The 14,504-nt window shown below is 72.9% G+C and carries 11 protein-coding genes; all 11 read right to left on the bottom strand.

All coding sequences use genetic code 11. The features are described from left to right. Positions 1-57: 57 nt before the first annotated feature. Positions 58-1,287, bottom strand: a complete 1,230-nt coding sequence (locus ACIGWZ_RS17870) for an NAD(P)/FAD-dependent oxidoreductase (RefSeq protein WP_400065595.1) — start codon at positions 1,285-1,287, stop codon at positions 58-60. Positions 1,288-1,418: 131 nt separating this feature from the next. Then, positions 1,419-2,189 (bottom strand): HpcH/HpaI aldolase/citrate lyase family protein, encoded by a 771-nt coding sequence (locus tag ACIGWZ_RS17865; protein ID WP_400065593.1) that lies wholly within the window; start codon positions 2,187-2,189, stop codon positions 1,419-1,421. Between the two features lies 1 nt (position 2,190). Further along, on the bottom strand, positions 2,191-3,465 hold the full coding sequence (locus ACIGWZ_RS17860; RefSeq protein ID WP_400065591.1) for a type III PLP-dependent enzyme: 1,275 nt from the start codon (positions 3,463-3,465) through the stop codon (positions 2,191-2,193). After that, positions 3,462-5,255, bottom strand: coding sequence for an IucA/IucC family protein (locus tag ACIGWZ_RS17855; protein WP_400065589.1), 1,794 nt, complete (start codon positions 5,253-5,255; stop codon positions 3,462-3,464). Before ACIGWZ_RS17855 ends, ACIGWZ_RS17860 begins: the two co-directional genes overlap by 4 nt. Further along, a complete protein-coding gene (locus ACIGWZ_RS17850; protein WP_400065587.1) occupies positions 5,243-6,733 on the bottom strand; it encodes an MFS transporter in 1,491 nt (496 codons plus the stop codon). The genes ACIGWZ_RS17855 and ACIGWZ_RS17850 overlap by 13 nt, the downstream gene beginning before the upstream one ends. After that, the gene (locus tag ACIGWZ_RS17845; RefSeq protein WP_400065585.1) at positions 6,733-8,580 is read right to left on the bottom strand and encodes an IucA/IucC family protein; all 1,848 of its coding nucleotides are present in this window, start codon (positions 8,578-8,580) and stop codon (positions 6,733-6,735) included. Before ACIGWZ_RS17845 ends, ACIGWZ_RS17850 begins: the two co-directional genes overlap by 1 nt. After that, positions 8,577-9,767: an acetyl-CoA carboxylase biotin carboxylase subunit family protein gene (locus ACIGWZ_RS17840; RefSeq protein ID WP_400065583.1), complete on the bottom strand. Its 1,191-nt coding sequence runs from the start codon at positions 9,765-9,767 to the stop codon at positions 8,577-8,579. The genes ACIGWZ_RS17845 and ACIGWZ_RS17840 overlap by 4 nt, the downstream gene beginning before the upstream one ends. Positions 9,768-10,318: 551 nt before the next feature. Beyond that, positions 10,319-11,350 (bottom strand): ABC transporter substrate-binding protein, encoded by a 1,032-nt coding sequence (locus tag ACIGWZ_RS17835; protein WP_400065581.1) that lies wholly within the window; start codon positions 11,348-11,350, stop codon positions 10,319-10,321. A gap of 111 nt (positions 11,351-11,461) precedes the next feature. Next, positions 11,462-12,274, bottom strand: a complete 813-nt coding sequence (locus ACIGWZ_RS17830; protein ID WP_400065579.1) for an ABC transporter ATP-binding protein — start codon at positions 12,272-12,274, stop codon at positions 11,462-11,464. Further along, complete coding sequence (locus ACIGWZ_RS17825) at positions 12,274-13,326, bottom strand: FecCD family ABC transporter permease (RefSeq protein ID WP_400065577.1); 1,053 nt, start codon at positions 13,324-13,326, stop codon at positions 12,274-12,276. Before ACIGWZ_RS17825 ends, ACIGWZ_RS17830 begins: the two co-directional genes overlap by 1 nt. Then, a complete protein-coding gene (locus ACIGWZ_RS17820; RefSeq protein ID WP_400066446.1) occupies positions 13,323-14,333 on the bottom strand; it encodes a FecCD family ABC transporter permease in 1,011 nt (336 codons plus the stop codon). The genes ACIGWZ_RS17825 and ACIGWZ_RS17820 overlap by 4 nt, the downstream gene beginning before the upstream one ends. Between the last annotated feature and the right edge of the window lie 171 nt (positions 14,334-14,504).

The raw sequence follows: 14,504 nt of genomic DNA, 5'->3' as shown, positions 1-14,504 counted from the left end.
TCCCGTCCACACCCCATCGCGGCGGCGAGCCGCCCGCCGTACCCGCCGGCCACGCCCTCACACCAGGTCCGACAGCGGCACCCCGGGGTCCGCGAGACGGCCCGTGTCGACCGTCCGCCCACTGGTCACCAGCGCCCGGATCGGCTCCACCACGTCCCAGATGTTGACGTTCATACCGGCCAGCACCCGGCCGCCGGAGAGCCAGAAGGCGAGGAACTCGCGGCTGCCGGTGTCCCCCCGGAAGACGACGCGGTCGTAGCCGCCGGGTACGACATGGCCGGTGTACTCCATCCCCAGGTCGTACTGATCGGTGAAGAAGTACGGCAGCCGGTCGTAGGCCACGTCCTGGCCGAGCATCGCCTTCGCCGCGGTCACCGGCTGGTGGAGGGCGTTGGCCCAGTGCTCGACGCGCAGGTGCGTGCCCAGCAGGGGATGGAAGGCATGCGCGACATCCCCGGCGGCGTGGATGTCCGGATGCGAGGAGCGCAGCTGCGCATCCACCCGGACGCCGTCGTCCACCTCGAGCCCGGCGTCCTCGGCCAACCCGCTGTTGGGTGTGACGCCGATGCCGACGATCACCGCGTCCGCCGGGACATGCGTGCCGTCCGTCAGCTGCACCCCGTCCGCGTGGCCGAGCGTGCCGGTGATCTCCGCGACCTCGACGCCGCACCGGATCTCGACCCCGTGAGCGGTGTGCAGATCCGCGAAGATCTGGGCGACCTCGCGGCCCAGCACCTTGAGCAGCGGGAGCTCGGCCGCCTCCAGTACGGTCACCTCGACGCCGGCGGCACGGGCGGCGGCCGTCGTCTCCAGCCCGATCCAGCCGCCGCCGATCACCGCGATGCGGGTGGCGTGCCGGAAGGTCTCCTTGAGCTCGTCGCTGTCCGCCAGCTGCCGCAGACAGTGCACCCCGTCGAGCTCCGCGCCCGGCACCGACAGCCTGCGCGGCGTGGCCCCCGTGGCCAGCAGCAGCTTCGCGTAGCCCTGGCGGCTCCCGTCGGCGAGGGTCAGCTCATGGGCCGCGGGATCGATGGCGGTGACCGCCGTACCCAGCCGCAGATCGACGTCGTGCTCGCCGTACCAGCGGCTCGGATGCACATACACCTTCTCCCGCTCCGAGGCGCCCAGCAGATACCCCTTGGACAGCGGCGGCCGCTCGTACGGCCGCTCGCGCTCGTCCCCCAGCAGCACCAGCGGCCCGTCGAACCCCTCCTCCCGCAGCGCCTCCGCCGCCTTCGCCCCGGCCAGCCCCGCTCCCGCGATGACCAGCGCATTGCTCGTGCCCATTCCGCTCAGCTCCCTCTGTCCCGTACTTCAGGCCACAGGTACCCACTGGGCGGCCGGGCGGATCCCGCCGATGGTGTTGCCGGGGCGGGATCCGCGAGCTCAACGGGCCGCGAGCGTCGAGAGCCGCGCCCTCAGCCCTCCCCGCCCATCCGCTCCAACTGACCCCGCAGCGCCCGCGCCGTCAGATCGCGGTCATCCCCGAGGACGAACGCCGTGACGCCGTCGGCGCGCCATTGCGCGCGGCGTTCCGGGGTGGTGGACAAGGCGCAGAAGGGGACGGAGTGCCGGGCGCAGGCCGCGCGCACGGCACGCACCGCCTCCTGGACGCGGGGGTGGCGGACCTGCCAGGGGACCCCGTAGGACTGCGAGAGGTCGCCGGGCCCGGGCAGGACGAGGTCGACACCACCGGGAGCCAGGATCTCGTCGATCGCGGCGACGCCCTCGGCGTCCTCGATCAGCGGGACGAGCATGATCTCGGCGTTGGCCCGCCGGATGTAGTCGGTGAGGTCGATCCGGCCGAAGCCGGGGCCGCGGCCGCCGTTGAGGGAACGCATGCCCTCGGGGGCGTAGCGGGCGGCCCGGATCGCGGCGTCCACGTCCGCGCGGGTGCGCACGTGCGGGACGACGATGCCCATGGCCCCGGCGTCCAGGGCGCGCAGCACGGCACCGGGGTCCGCCTCGGGGACGCGGACGAACGGCGTGAGGCCGTTGGCCTCGGCGGCCCGGATGAGGTGTTCCAGCTGCTGCGGGTCGACCAGCGTGTGTTCGGTGTCCAGGATCACGAAGTCGTACCCGGCGCAGCCGATCATTTCGACCACGGCGGGGTCCGGGAGCGTGCTGAACAGGCCGTGGACCTCCTGGCCCGCGGCGAGCTTCCGGCGGACCTGGTTGGGACGGAGCATGTCAGGCGGCCTCGCCTTCCGCGGCGCCGCCCGGACCCGTCGCGGCACCTTCCGCACCGGCGCCCTCCGAGGCGCCCAGGAAGTGGAACCCCGGGCGCGGGTGCATCAGAAAATCGTGGTGCGAGATGTTCCAGGCATACGCCCCGGCCACCCCGAACACCACCCGGTCACCGGCCCGCAGCCCCGGCGCCGCGACCTCGCGGGCGAGCACGTCCTTGGGCGTGCACAGCTGGCCGGTCAGCGTCACCCGGTCGCCCGTCGCCGCCGAGCGGGGCCAGGCGTGCGGCCAGGGTTCCTCGGACGGCAGCACCGTGCACGGCTGGTCGTGGCCCTTGGTGGCCGGGGTACGCAGATGGTGGGTGCCGCCGCGGACCACGGCGAACTCCTCGCCGTGACTGCCCTTCACATCCAGCACCTCGGTGGCGTACCAGCCGCAGTACGCGGTGAGCGCGCGGCCCGGCTCGATGCGCAGCGTGACGCCGGGGTGCGCGGCGGCGAGCCGGGCCAGGCCCGCACCGTAGGCCGCCCAGTCGAAACGGGCATCCGGCGCGGCATAGTCGACGGCCATACCGCCACCGATCGTCACCTCGGACAGCGGGACGCCGTGGCGTTCGGCCAGCCGCGCCGCCCAGGTCACGATCGACTCGGCGACGGCGAGCTGCTCGGGCGCCTCCAGGCCGCTCGCCAAATGGGCGTGGACACCGCGCAGTTCGAGCTGCGGGTAGGTGCCGTCCGTCAGCAGGGCGACCACCTCATCGGCCTGCGCGGGGTCCAGACCGAACGGGGTCGGACGGCCGCCCATGGCCAGCGAGCTGCCGTCCAGGGCGCCGCCGCCCACGGGAAGGTTGAAACGCGGCAGCACGGCGAGGCGCCGGCCCGCGCCGTGCCGGGCGGCCAGCTCGGCCAGCATATGGAGCTCGTAGACGCTCTCCACATGGAAGCGCGCGACGCCCAGCTCCAGCGCCCGGACGATTTCCGCCGGCGTCTTGCCGGGACCGCCGAAGGCCAGGGGAGCACCCGGTACGGCCGCGCCGACATGCGCCAGCTCGCCGCCCGAGGAGACCTCGTAGCCGTCGACGTACGGGCGCAGCGCGGCCAGGATCTCCGGCTCCGGGTTGGCCTTGGCCGCGTAGTACAGCTCGACGGCGGAAGGGAGGGCGGCGCGGACATGGGACACGTGGTCCCGCAGCGCCGTCAGGTCGTACAGGTAGGCCGGGAGTTCGTCGGAGCGCAGACTGCGGGCGCGTTCGCGGACCAGGGGAGTGGGAGCGGTCATCGGGCGTTCCAAGGGGTGGTGTCGTCGGTGCGTACGGTGCCGGTCAGAACGGACTCGGCCAGCGGCGAGGGCAGCGGGACATAGCCGGCCTCGCGGTCGGCCTTGCGCTCCCAGCGGGTGAGGAGATTCGCCTTTGCCGGCAGCGGGACGCCGGCGAGCAGGGCCGCCAGCCGGGGCGGGCAGCCGAACCGGTCGGCATGCGTCTGCAGGGTGCGCCGGACCTGCGCCCACAGGTCGGCCTCGGCGTCCGGGTGCAGATCGGCGAGCGCCGCGAGCATCTCGGAGACGTGGTTGACCAGCAGGCAGTAGACGACGCGGTCCCAGCCGCGCTGCGCGTCGTACGACATCGGCGCCGCGACCGCGTCGGGCAGGGAGGCGAGCAGCTCGGCGTGCTGCTCGGGGACGAGCTTGGTGCCCTCCAGGTCACGGAAGAGGACCTGGGCGGGCATGCCGTCGCCGTCGACGCAGACCAGGACGTTCTGAAGGTGCGGTTCCAGCACCACGCCGTGGTCGAAGTAGGCGGCGAGCACGGGCGGGACGAGGAGGTTGAGGTAGGCGGCCCACCAGTCGAGTGCCGCCCGCGGGCCGGCGCCGTCCAGAAGGCGGGAGATGTGGGCCGCGCTGTGCGGGTACTCGTCGGCGACCGCGGCGGCCAGAAGCGGAGTGGTGCCGGGCAGCAGCCGCTGGGACAGGCCCTCGCGGATGATCACGCCGAACCCTTCGAGCAGCTCGTTGTCGGGCCGGCCGTCCGGACCGGGCAGGGCCAGGCTGCGGTAGGCGGGCTCGCGCAGCACCGCACTGCCCGGGAAGCGGGTGGCCAGGTCGGCGAGGACCGGCTCCAGCAGCCGGGTGAGGGCGACCGCCCCGGACAACTCGTAACTGGCGTTCTTCCGCAGGCAGTTGGTGATCCGGACGTTCAGGCTGAACTTGAGGAAGGACGCGCCGTCGTAGAGCGTACGGACGGAAGCCGTGGCGGCGAACGGGGTCCGGCCGCTGCCCAGGATGCGGATGTCGCCGCGATCCAGCGCCTCCTTCAGACCGGGGTGGTCGCGCAGCATCTCGTACTGCCACGGGTGGGCGGGCAGCAGCCGGTAGCCGTCCGGGACCTCGGGGTGCAGCGCGTCCAGGGGCGCGGCGTCGCCGGGCGCGGCCGACTCCTCGGCGATCAGCTCCTCGCGCACGGCGAGCAGCAGCAGCGGGAAGGACGCCCCGGACTCCGGCGCGTACGACTGCCAGGAGACGGGGTCGCCGGTGCGGGCCTTGGGGGTGGGGTGGAAGCGGTGACCGAGGACCAGGGACTGCTCGGAGTCCAGGTAGCGGGCCAGCCAGTCGTCGGCGTCGGCGTCGGAGGCCGGACGCGGCACCGTACGGTCGGCGAGCGCGGCCGAGACGGCCTGATGACTGGAGGAGAGCTGGGCCAGGAACTCGTCGTTGTCCACACCGGTCCGCAGCGACAGCTCGGCGTGGACGTACTCGGCCAGCCGGCGCCAGCCGACCTCGGCCCAGCCGCCGTCGGTCTCCTCGCTCACCGGGCCGGTGAACCGGTGCGCGCCGATCAGCGACGTACGGCGCAGCGCGACGCGCAGCAGCACCCCGCGGCGCGGCAGCCGCAGCAGCAGATGGCCGGTGTCGACGGCCGTCTGGTGCTCGGGCCCGGAGACCTCGCGCAGCAGACAGTTCAGGAGGGTGTGCGCGACGGCCTGGTCGGCGGTGGGCGGACCGGCGGGCGCGGCGGCCGGGGCGGACCCGGGGGCCGGGATGGTGTCGGGGGAATCGGTCAGCGGGGGCATCGAGGGCTCCTGCGGGTGCGGGGGAGACGGGACAGCAGAGCAGGGGTGACGGTCGCGAGCACGGTGACCAGGGCCATCGCGGTACCGATCAAGAGCGGCGCGGCGGGCCCGAACACGTCGTTGCCGGCCGCCGCGGCCAGACCGGCGGCTACGGCACCGGCCTTGGAGAAGAATTCGATGGAGCCGAACAGCCCGCCGGGGGCCCGGCCCTTGGCGCAGTCGGCGGCCATGACGGACAGACAGACCAGGCCCATGGTGAGACCGGCGCCGAGGACGAGGCGGACCGCGATGAAGGCGGTGAGCGAGTCGGCGACACCATGGCCGGCCAGACCGAGCGCTATACAGCCGAAGCCGAGCGCGATACCGAGCCGGGGACGGGTGCGGAACAGCCCGTGCACCGCCATCGCCGCGACCAGATAGCACATGTGCGGCAGCGCGAACAGCACGCCGGACACCAGCGGGCCGGTACCCGGTATTCGCTCCTTGATCAGCGAGATCAGATACGGGAAGGAGATCACGGTCGAGAAGACGAAGGCGAACTCCAGCGCGTAGAGCGTGCGCAGGGAGGCGGCCGGCGCGCGTCCGGACGGCTCGGCCGCGGCGGCGTCCACGGCCGTCGCCTCGACCTCGGCACCCGGGGGACGGGTGGCCGACTCCAGCCGCGGCGGCTCGGGGAGCGCCGCCAGCATCAGCGCGGCGGCCAGCGGCAGTACGGCCAGCAGGGCGTACTGGCGGTGCGGGGAGAGCCAGGGCGTCAGCGCGCCGACGACGATCGGCGCGAAGACCAGCGCCGCGCGGGCGCTGCCCTGCATCACCGTCAGCGCCCGGGACAGCGCGCCGCCCTCGAGCGCCGCGCCCAGATACCCGTTCGACGCGGCGAAAGTGCCGCCCAGCACGCCCTGGAGGACCAGCGCCGCGGCGAACGTACCGAGCGAGTCCGCCCAGCCGGCCAGCAGGAACGCCGCGGCGAGCCCCAACTGCGCGCGCAACAGCAGCCGTTTTCGGCCGAAGCGGTCGGCGAGGCGGCCCCACAGCGGGGCGCCGATGGCGCCGAAAATGGTCGGGACGATGTAGAGCAGGCCCGCCCAGCGGGCCGCGCGGTCGCCCAGCTCGGGCAGGATCTCGGTGAGATACGGCGGCAGGCCGAGCGCGGCGAACGACGCCACGAAGTAGCAGCCGGCCACCGCGTACACCTGACGGCGCGGCAGGCCCGGCCGGACCTTGGTTTCGACGGCGGCCGCGGAAACCCGCTGCGACCGCTCGCCAGCGGCGCCGCGCTCGTCTCCGGCACGTCGCGGGCCACCGGCACCTTGCCCGGCTCCGGTCCCCGGCTCGCCACCGGCGGCCTTCCGCGGTCCGGCAACTCTCTGTGACCCGGCGGTGTTCTGTGAGGTAGCGGCGTTCTCCGAGGCGGAGATGCCCTTGGGCGTGGAGGTGATCGGTGAGGTGGCGGCGTCGGACGAAGTGGAGGTGGCCATCAGGAAATCCCCATCGGCAGCCGAGAGCTCCGGGGCGAAGAGTTCGCCGGCAGAGCGTCCGGCAGCAGGTAGTTGGGACCGCTGGCGTAGTGCTTGTTGATGTCGACCGCGCCCGAACGCTCCTTGGAGAGCAGCGTCCCGGCGCTGACCATGGCCTTTATCGGGAGTTCGGGCGCGTCCAGGACGGCCGCGCGCAGCGCGGCGCCCGGCTGCCCCGCCCCGGTGCCCAGCCGCTCGACGGCCTCGGCGAGCCGGTCGCGGACCAGGCCCAGCACCCGCCCGAGTGGCGCCCGGCCGTGCCGGGCGAGCCCGAAGGCGTACGAGCCGGCGCAGAGGTGGAGGGTGATGGTCGTGAACAGGTCCAGCACCGGTCCGTCGCCGTCGGCGAAGATCCGGGGGTCGGCGAAGTCCTCGGGGTCCGGGGCGTCCGCGCCCAGCGTGTCCCGCAGCCGTGCGGTGTTGATGCGCGGCGCGTCGTTGTCCTTGAACAGCAGCCGCAGCCGGGTGCCGCCGGCCGCCCGGTCCAGCACGAGCGAGATGTTCTGCTGATGGGACTCCAGCCCGATCCCGTAGCCGAAGAGGGTGGTCTGCCAGTCGAAGAGCAGAGCGAGGCAGGCGTCCAGCAGGGCGAGCGGATCGCCGTCGTAGTAACGGTCGGCGAGGTGGTCCATCACCAGCCGCCCGCCCGGCGCCCGGCTCAGCAGTGCGGCCATCGGCACGACGGTGCTGCCCTCGAGACCGGCCGGGTAGCGGCGGCAGAGCGCGGCCAGCAGCTCATGACCGGCATGCGCATGGATCGTCTCGTCGGCCTGAAGGATCGACTGGGCGAAGCGCGGCTCGCGGGCGATCACCTTCTCCAGCAACCGCTGGCCCTCGGCGCCGTCGACGAGCGTGCGGGGCTTGATGGTGCGCCGGTTGCGCAGGCCCAGGGTCGCGGTGGCCAGCGGCAGCTTCAGATGCAGCGCCGGGTCGGCGGCCACCGCCACGGTCCGCATCGACAGCGTCGGTACGACCGGGAGCAGGCTGGACTCCGACAGCACCGCCTCGCCCTCCAGCCCGCTCTCGCGCAGCGCCTCGTGCAGCGCATTGCCGAGCGTCAACGGATGGACGGGGAGCGGGACATGGCTGCCTTCGAGATGCGGCAGGCCCAGCTCCGTCGGAGTCGGCCAGCAGGCGGGCAGCGCCGCCTCGCCGCCCGCCACGGTGACCGCGGCGCGCGGCAGGGCGAGCCAGCGCAGCGCGAAGTCCGGCCGGAATTCGGGGGCGTACGCGCGCAGCTGAGCCTCGTCCAGACCGGCGCGGCCACGGGACGTCGGATAGACGGGATGGTCGAGACGGGCGGCCAGCGCCTCGTACCCCAGACCGCCGTCCAGCCCCAGCCAGGCGCCGGGGTCCTCGCCGTGACGCTTCGACAGTTCCGCTTCCGCCTCGTCCCGCGTACGGGCGTGCAGCCGCATCGTCGCCAGGGTCTGGCGGCACTCCTCGGCGAAGGCGTCGAAGCCCTCGTGGTCCACGGGGTCGGCGAGCGCGCGCAGCGCGGTGAGTGCGCCGTCGACCGTGCTCAGCCGGGCGCCGTCGGACTCGCGGACCAGCAGCGGCAGCCGGGCGGTGTACGCGCTCTGATAGCCGTCCGCGGCGAGCGGCAGCAGCAGAGCGCCGGCCGCCTCGTCCGCGGGCAGCCGCAGCCAGGGGCCGTCCGGGCGTTCCAGCACGGTGCCACGGGTACGCAGCCCGACGACGTCCTCGCGCAGCAGGGCGCCCAGGACCCGTATCAGCAGCTCCGACTCCTCGGCCCGGCCCGAGGCGTCCCCGTCCCGACCACCGGTGGTCTTCAGTGCGACGCTCATCGCGAGATCTCCCAGCGCTCGGCGGCGAAGAAGCCGTCCACGGCCCGGTTCACCGCGCCCTGGTCGGTGCCGATGGCCCGTACGACGCCGAGGTAGTCGCGGTTGGTGCGGTAGTGGGGGTGGTTGGTGCCCACCGCGCGCAGCGGCCGATAGGCCAGCCGTACGCCGTCCACGGTCCGGTCCACGGCCTCGGGCGCTTCGGTGAGCGTCCCGGCCCGGTCGGCGAGGGCGTACTCCACGCGGGCCGCACCGTCCTTGCGGGCGCCGAGGTCGGCGGGCAGCGGCTCTCCCGCATGCGTCCGCAGAATGTGCTCGAACAGCGGAATGTCCAGCACCTGCGCGAGCAGCAGATCGCACTGGTCGCCGATGGCCCGGTAGTTCACCTCGATGAGCCGCGCCCGGCCCTCGTGCACCACGAACTCCGTGTGACAGGCGCCGAACCCGACACCCAGCGCATCGAGTTGGGCCAGCACCTGCTCGCGCACGGACTCCGGGTGGGCGGCGACGAACTCGTGCCGCTCCTCGATGAAGGTGGGCGGCGCGGAGAGGACGGAGTGGAACCCGCCCAGGACGTGCCGCAGCCGGCCGTCGCCGAGAGTCTCCAGCGTGTACAGCTCGCCGGCCAGGAACTCCTCGGCAACCAGCGCGGCTTCCGGCCGCCGCGCCCGGATCTCCTTGGCCCGCATGACGAGTTCCTCCGGCTCGCCGACCAGCATCACGTCCTCGCTGGCCACGCCCTCACGGGGCTTGACGACACACGGATAGGGCAGGTCGGCGGCGGCCAGCGCCGTCGGGTCCTGGCCGGGGCCGAGCTCCACGGACCGCACGGTGTCCACGCCCACGGCCGCCAGATGGCGCCGCATCTCGGCCTTGTTCTTGGCGCGCAGCGTGGCCCGCCAGTCCTTGCCGGGCAGCCCGAAGTAGGCGGCGGCCAGCGCCGCTTGGGTCTGCAGGTGATCGCTGTTGGTGAAGATCACGTCGGCCGGACGGTGCCGGGCTATACAGGTGATGACGGCGCGGAAGTCATGGACGTCGCACTCCAGGACCTCGGTCTGGGGGTGGCGGCGCCGGTGCGCTTCGGGCTGGTCGGTCAGGACCGTGACATCGAGACCGAGGCGGGCGGCGGCGGGCAGAAATCCCTCGGTGACCGAGTCGGTGGGGTTGAGGGCGAGCAAATACATCCGCATGAGCGGGACCCCTTCGGGATCATGGGTGGTGCGGGGGGACAACGGGTGGCGGGCCGAGGCGCGGCACAAGCCGCACCTCATCACCCACCGCCCGGAACTAATTACTCTCCGTAGTCGTTGCCGGGAGAGAAGGAGGCGTCACGAGGCGCAAAGGCGTCACAAGGCGATACGCGACGCAAGGCGCATCGGCGCCACGAGGCGAGCGGAGACGCGAGACGCACGCGAGACGCACGCGAGACGCATAGGCCTCACGAGGCGAGCGGAAGACAGCAAGTGCCTCACGAGGTGCCCAAGGCAGGGGCACCAGCCCTCCACCCCGCGCCCCCCTGGGCGGCCGCCCCTTCGACGGACGGCCCACCCTCGCGAGGGGCGGCCCCACCTCGACGGGCGCCCACCGGGGACGGGCCCGCCAAGGACGGCCCGCTCGCCGCCGAAGGGCGGCCACCCTCGCGGAGGATGGCCCACCCCCTTCGACCTCCGGCCTTCGACCTCCGGCCTTCGACCTCCGGCCTTCGACCTCCGGCCTTCGACCTCCGGCCTTCGACCTCCGGTCAGGCCTTCGGCAGCGGCACGCCGGTGGCCTTCGCCACGTCGGCGAGCATGTGCTCGGCGGCCTGGATGCCGATGCCGGACATCCAGGTCTCGTCCGGAACGTCGAAGACCTTGTGGTTCTTGACGGCGGGCAGCGCCTTCCAGACCGGGTTGGACGTGACGTCCTTCTTCTGCGTCTTGTCGGGCAGATCCGCGGCGGTGACGAAGACCAGGTCGGCGTCGGCCTTGTCGATCTGCTCGGGGCTGACGTCGAGCATGGTCTTGACCGGGTCGGTGGAGCTCTGCGACTTCGGGCGGGCCAGGCCGATGTCGTCCAGGACGACGCCGCTGTAGGAGGACTTCTGGTAGAGGCGGGTCGGGCCGGCGACGAAGCGGACCACGGACGCCGACGGCATCTCGCCGTGGTACTTCTTCTTGATCTCCGCGCCCAGCGCCTTGGCCCGCGCCTCGTACGCCTTGAGCTTCTGGTCGGCCTGCTTCTCCAGGCCCAGGGCCTTGGCGTGGACCTTCAGGTTGGCCTTCCAGGGGCCGCCGGTGGTCTCGGTGAAGACGGTCGGCGCGATGCCCTTGAGCTTGTCGTAGATGTTCCCGTGCCGGACCTTGGAGGACAGGATCAGGTCGGGCTTGAGGCCGATGATCTTCTCGAGGTTGGGCTCGAGCAGCGGGCCGACGTCCTTGACGCCGCCGATCTCGCTCTTGAGGTAGGAGGGGAAGCCGCCCTCGGTCTTCATGTGCGGGGAGACCGCGCCGACCGGCTTGATGCCGAGCGTGGTGACGTCATCCAGCTCACCGGTGTCCAGCACGACGACGCGCTTGGGCTTTGCCGGAATCGCTACGTCGCCCATGGCGGTCTTGAGGGTGCGCGGGAAGCCGGTGCCGGCCTTGCCCTTCGCCGAGTCGTCGTCGGTGGACTTGTCGCCCCCGCAGGCGGTGAGGGCGGCGGCGCCCACGACGACGGCGAGCAGCGCGGCCGGTACCCGGCGGATGCTGCGGGAGCTACGGGAGTTATCGGAGGCGGCTCTGGTGAACATGGGGGTTCGACGTCCTTAGGGGGAGCGGAGAAGGGGAGAGGAGAAGAAAAGGAGAGGAGAAGAAAGAGGGAGTGGAGCGGAAGGGGGTGCTCGTGGGGGAGAGCGGGCGGGTCAGGCGGTCACGGCGGTGTGCCGTTTCGCGCTGCCCCTGGGGACGACCAGCGGGGTGCCGGTCTCGGGGTCGGGGATGACCCGGCAGTCCACGTCGAACACGGACTTGACCAGCTCCGCGTCGAGTACGTCCGCCGGGGCGCCGGCCGCCGCCAGCTGCCCGTCCTTGAGGACCACGAGGTGATCCGCGTAACGGGCGGCCTGCCCGAGATCGTGCAGCACCATCACCACGGTGCGGCCCGCCTCGGAGTGCAATTCGGCGACCAGATCGAGGACATCGAGCTGGTGCCGCAGATCGAGGAAGGTGGTGGGCTCGTCGAGCAGCAGCAGATCGGTGTCCTGGGCCAGCGCCAGGGCGATCCAGGCGCGTTGCCGCTGCCCGCCGGAGAGCTGGTCGACGGGCTGGTCGCGCAGCGCGGTGGTCCCGGTGCGCTCCAGCGCGTCGTCCACGGCCCGCTGGTCGGCCGCCGACCAGGGGCTCAGCAACTTCTGGTGCGGATAGCGGCCGAGCCGTACGAGCGCCTCGACGGTGATCGCGTCGGGGGTGACCGGCTGCTGGGGGAGCAGTCCCATCCGCAGGGCCAGCGCGCGGGCCGGCATCCGGTGGATGTCCGCGCCGTCCAGCGCGACGGTGCCCGCGGCGGGCGCCAGCAGCCGGGTCAGCCCGCGCAACAGGGTGGACTTGCCGCAGGCGTTGGGGCCGACGACCGCGGTGACGGCGCCGCCGGGGAGGACCAGGTCGAGGCCGCCGACGATCAGCCGGTCGCCGTAGCGCAGATCGAGCCCGTGGGTGGAGAGCTGGTTGGCGGTCATCAAACACTCCTGTTCACGGAACTGCTCTGACGGATCATCAGCACCAGCAGCCAGGGCGCGCCCAGGGTGGCGGTGACCACCCCGACCGGCAGCCCGCTGACGGGCAGCAGATGCTGCGCCACCAGGTCGGAGGCGAGCAGCAGTACGGCACCGGCGAGGCCGGACAGCGCCAGCGTCCCGGCGGTGGGCGGGCCGGCCAGGAACCGCACCATGTGCGGGACGGCCAGCGCGACGAAGGCGACCGGGCCGGTGAGCGCGGCGGCCAGCGAGGCCAGCACGATCGCGGTCACCAGGACCTGGAGGCGGGCGGCGTCGGTGTTCAGACCGAGCGCGCCGGCCGAGTCGTCGCCCAGGTCGAGTACGGCCAGCCGGCGGTGCAGCGCGAAGGCGAGGGCCAGCGCCGCGGCCACCGCGCCGCCCGCGGCCCACACCTCGGTCCAGGTGCGTCCGTACACCGAGCCGGTCGTCCACTGCAGGGCGGATCCGGCCAGTTCGGTGGGGAAGCGGACGACCATGAAGTTCACCGCGGCGGTCAGCCCGGCCTGTACGGCGAGGCCGACCAGTACCAGCCGGGTCACGCTGGCGCCCGAGCGCCAGCCGAGCACCCCGAGCAGCACCGCGGCGAGCAGCCCGCCACCGAGCGCGGCCAGCGGCATCAGCGCCTGCGAGGCACCGGTGGCCAGCATCACCACCGCACCGAATGACGCGCCGCCGGTCACCCCCATCACATCGGGCGAGGCGAGCGGGTTGCGGAACAGCCGCTGCAGCAGCGCACCGGCCACCGCCAGCCCGGCGCCCGCGATGATCGCGGCGGCCATCCGCGGGGCGCGGAACTCCTGGACGATCAGGACCGTGGCCGTATCGCCCTGCCCGAACAGCCCGCCCAGCGCATCGAAGGGCGGCAGCGGCACGTCGCCGGTGGACACCGACACGGTGACGAGGACGAGCAGCACCACGACGGTGGCGAGGGTGAGCAGCGGGGTGCGGCGGACGGCGCGACGGCGCGCGGAGGTCTGCGAGGCGGGAGTCGTGGGGCGCAGGACGTCGGTCATCGGGCCACCTTCCGGGCCAGCAGCGCCAGCAGCGGGGCGCCGAGGAAGGCGCTGATGATGCCGACCTGGAGCTCGGACGGGCGGATGACGAGCCGTCCGAGGATGTCGGCGGCGAGCAGCAGCAGCGGTCCGGCGATCAGGCAGCCGGGGATGAGGATGCGGTGGTCGGAGGTGCGGAACAGCTGCCGTACGAGGTGCGGGGCGGCCAGCCCGATGAAGGCGAGCGGACCCGCGACCGCGACGGCCGAGGCGGCGAGCAGTACCACGGCGAGGCCGCCGGCCATCCGGATCCGGGTCACCGGCACGCCGAGCGCCTGCGCCGAATCGTCGCCCAGTGCCAGGGCGTTGAGCGCCGGGGCGATGGCCAGCGCGAGGACCAGCCCGATCACCAGGGTCGGCAGCACCGGCCAGAGCACCGACAGCGGGCGCTCGGCCAGCGATCCGGCCATCCAGAACCGGGCCTCGTCCAGTGACCGCTTGCTGGCCAGCATCACCGTCGACGTCCAGGACAGCAGCACGAGTTGAAGGACCGTGCCGCCCAGCGCGAGCCGTACGGGGTCGAGGTCGCCGGCCCGCCGGGCGAGCGTCTGGGCGAACACCGCGGCGGCCGCGGCGCCCGCGAAGGCGAACCAGAGGTATTCGATGGGGCGGGTCAGATGGAACGCGTAGATGGCGGTGACCACGGCGAAACCGGCGCCGTGGTTGATGCCGAGGGTGGTCGGCGACGCGAGCGGGTTGCGGGTGATGCCCTGGACGACCGCGCCGGCGACGCCGAGCGCCGCGCCGACCGCGAGTCCGACGAGGGTGCGCGGCAGCCGAAGCCCCGTCACCACGATGGCGTCCCGCCCGTGTCCGGTGCCGGACAGGGCGTCGAGCACCGTGGACAGCGGTACGGAACGGGCGCCCAGCGCGAGGCTCAGCGCCGCACAGACCGCCAGCGCGCACAGCCCGGCCACGAACAGCGGGATACGCCGCCAGGTCCGCGCGGCGGGGCGCGGTGTGGGCACAGGGGGTGCGGTGGCAGGTGGTTTGGTCGTCGACACGCGTCGTTACATTAGGTTAGGCATACCTAAATCTGCAAGCGCAAGGACTGGATGCGATCAACTGTCCTTTTTGTCGGTGAAGTTGGGCTGGAGCCTGCCTTTCGAAGGTCTCTGCCTGGGGGTGGTGTCCCCGAG

It is taken from the genome of Streptomyces sp. NPDC053427 (assembly GCF_044544985.1).
In the GTDB taxonomy this organism is placed as follows: Bacteria; Actinomycetota; Actinomycetes; order Streptomycetales; family Streptomycetaceae; genus Streptomyces.
This window is presented reverse-complemented; position numbering and strand designations above follow the sequence as displayed.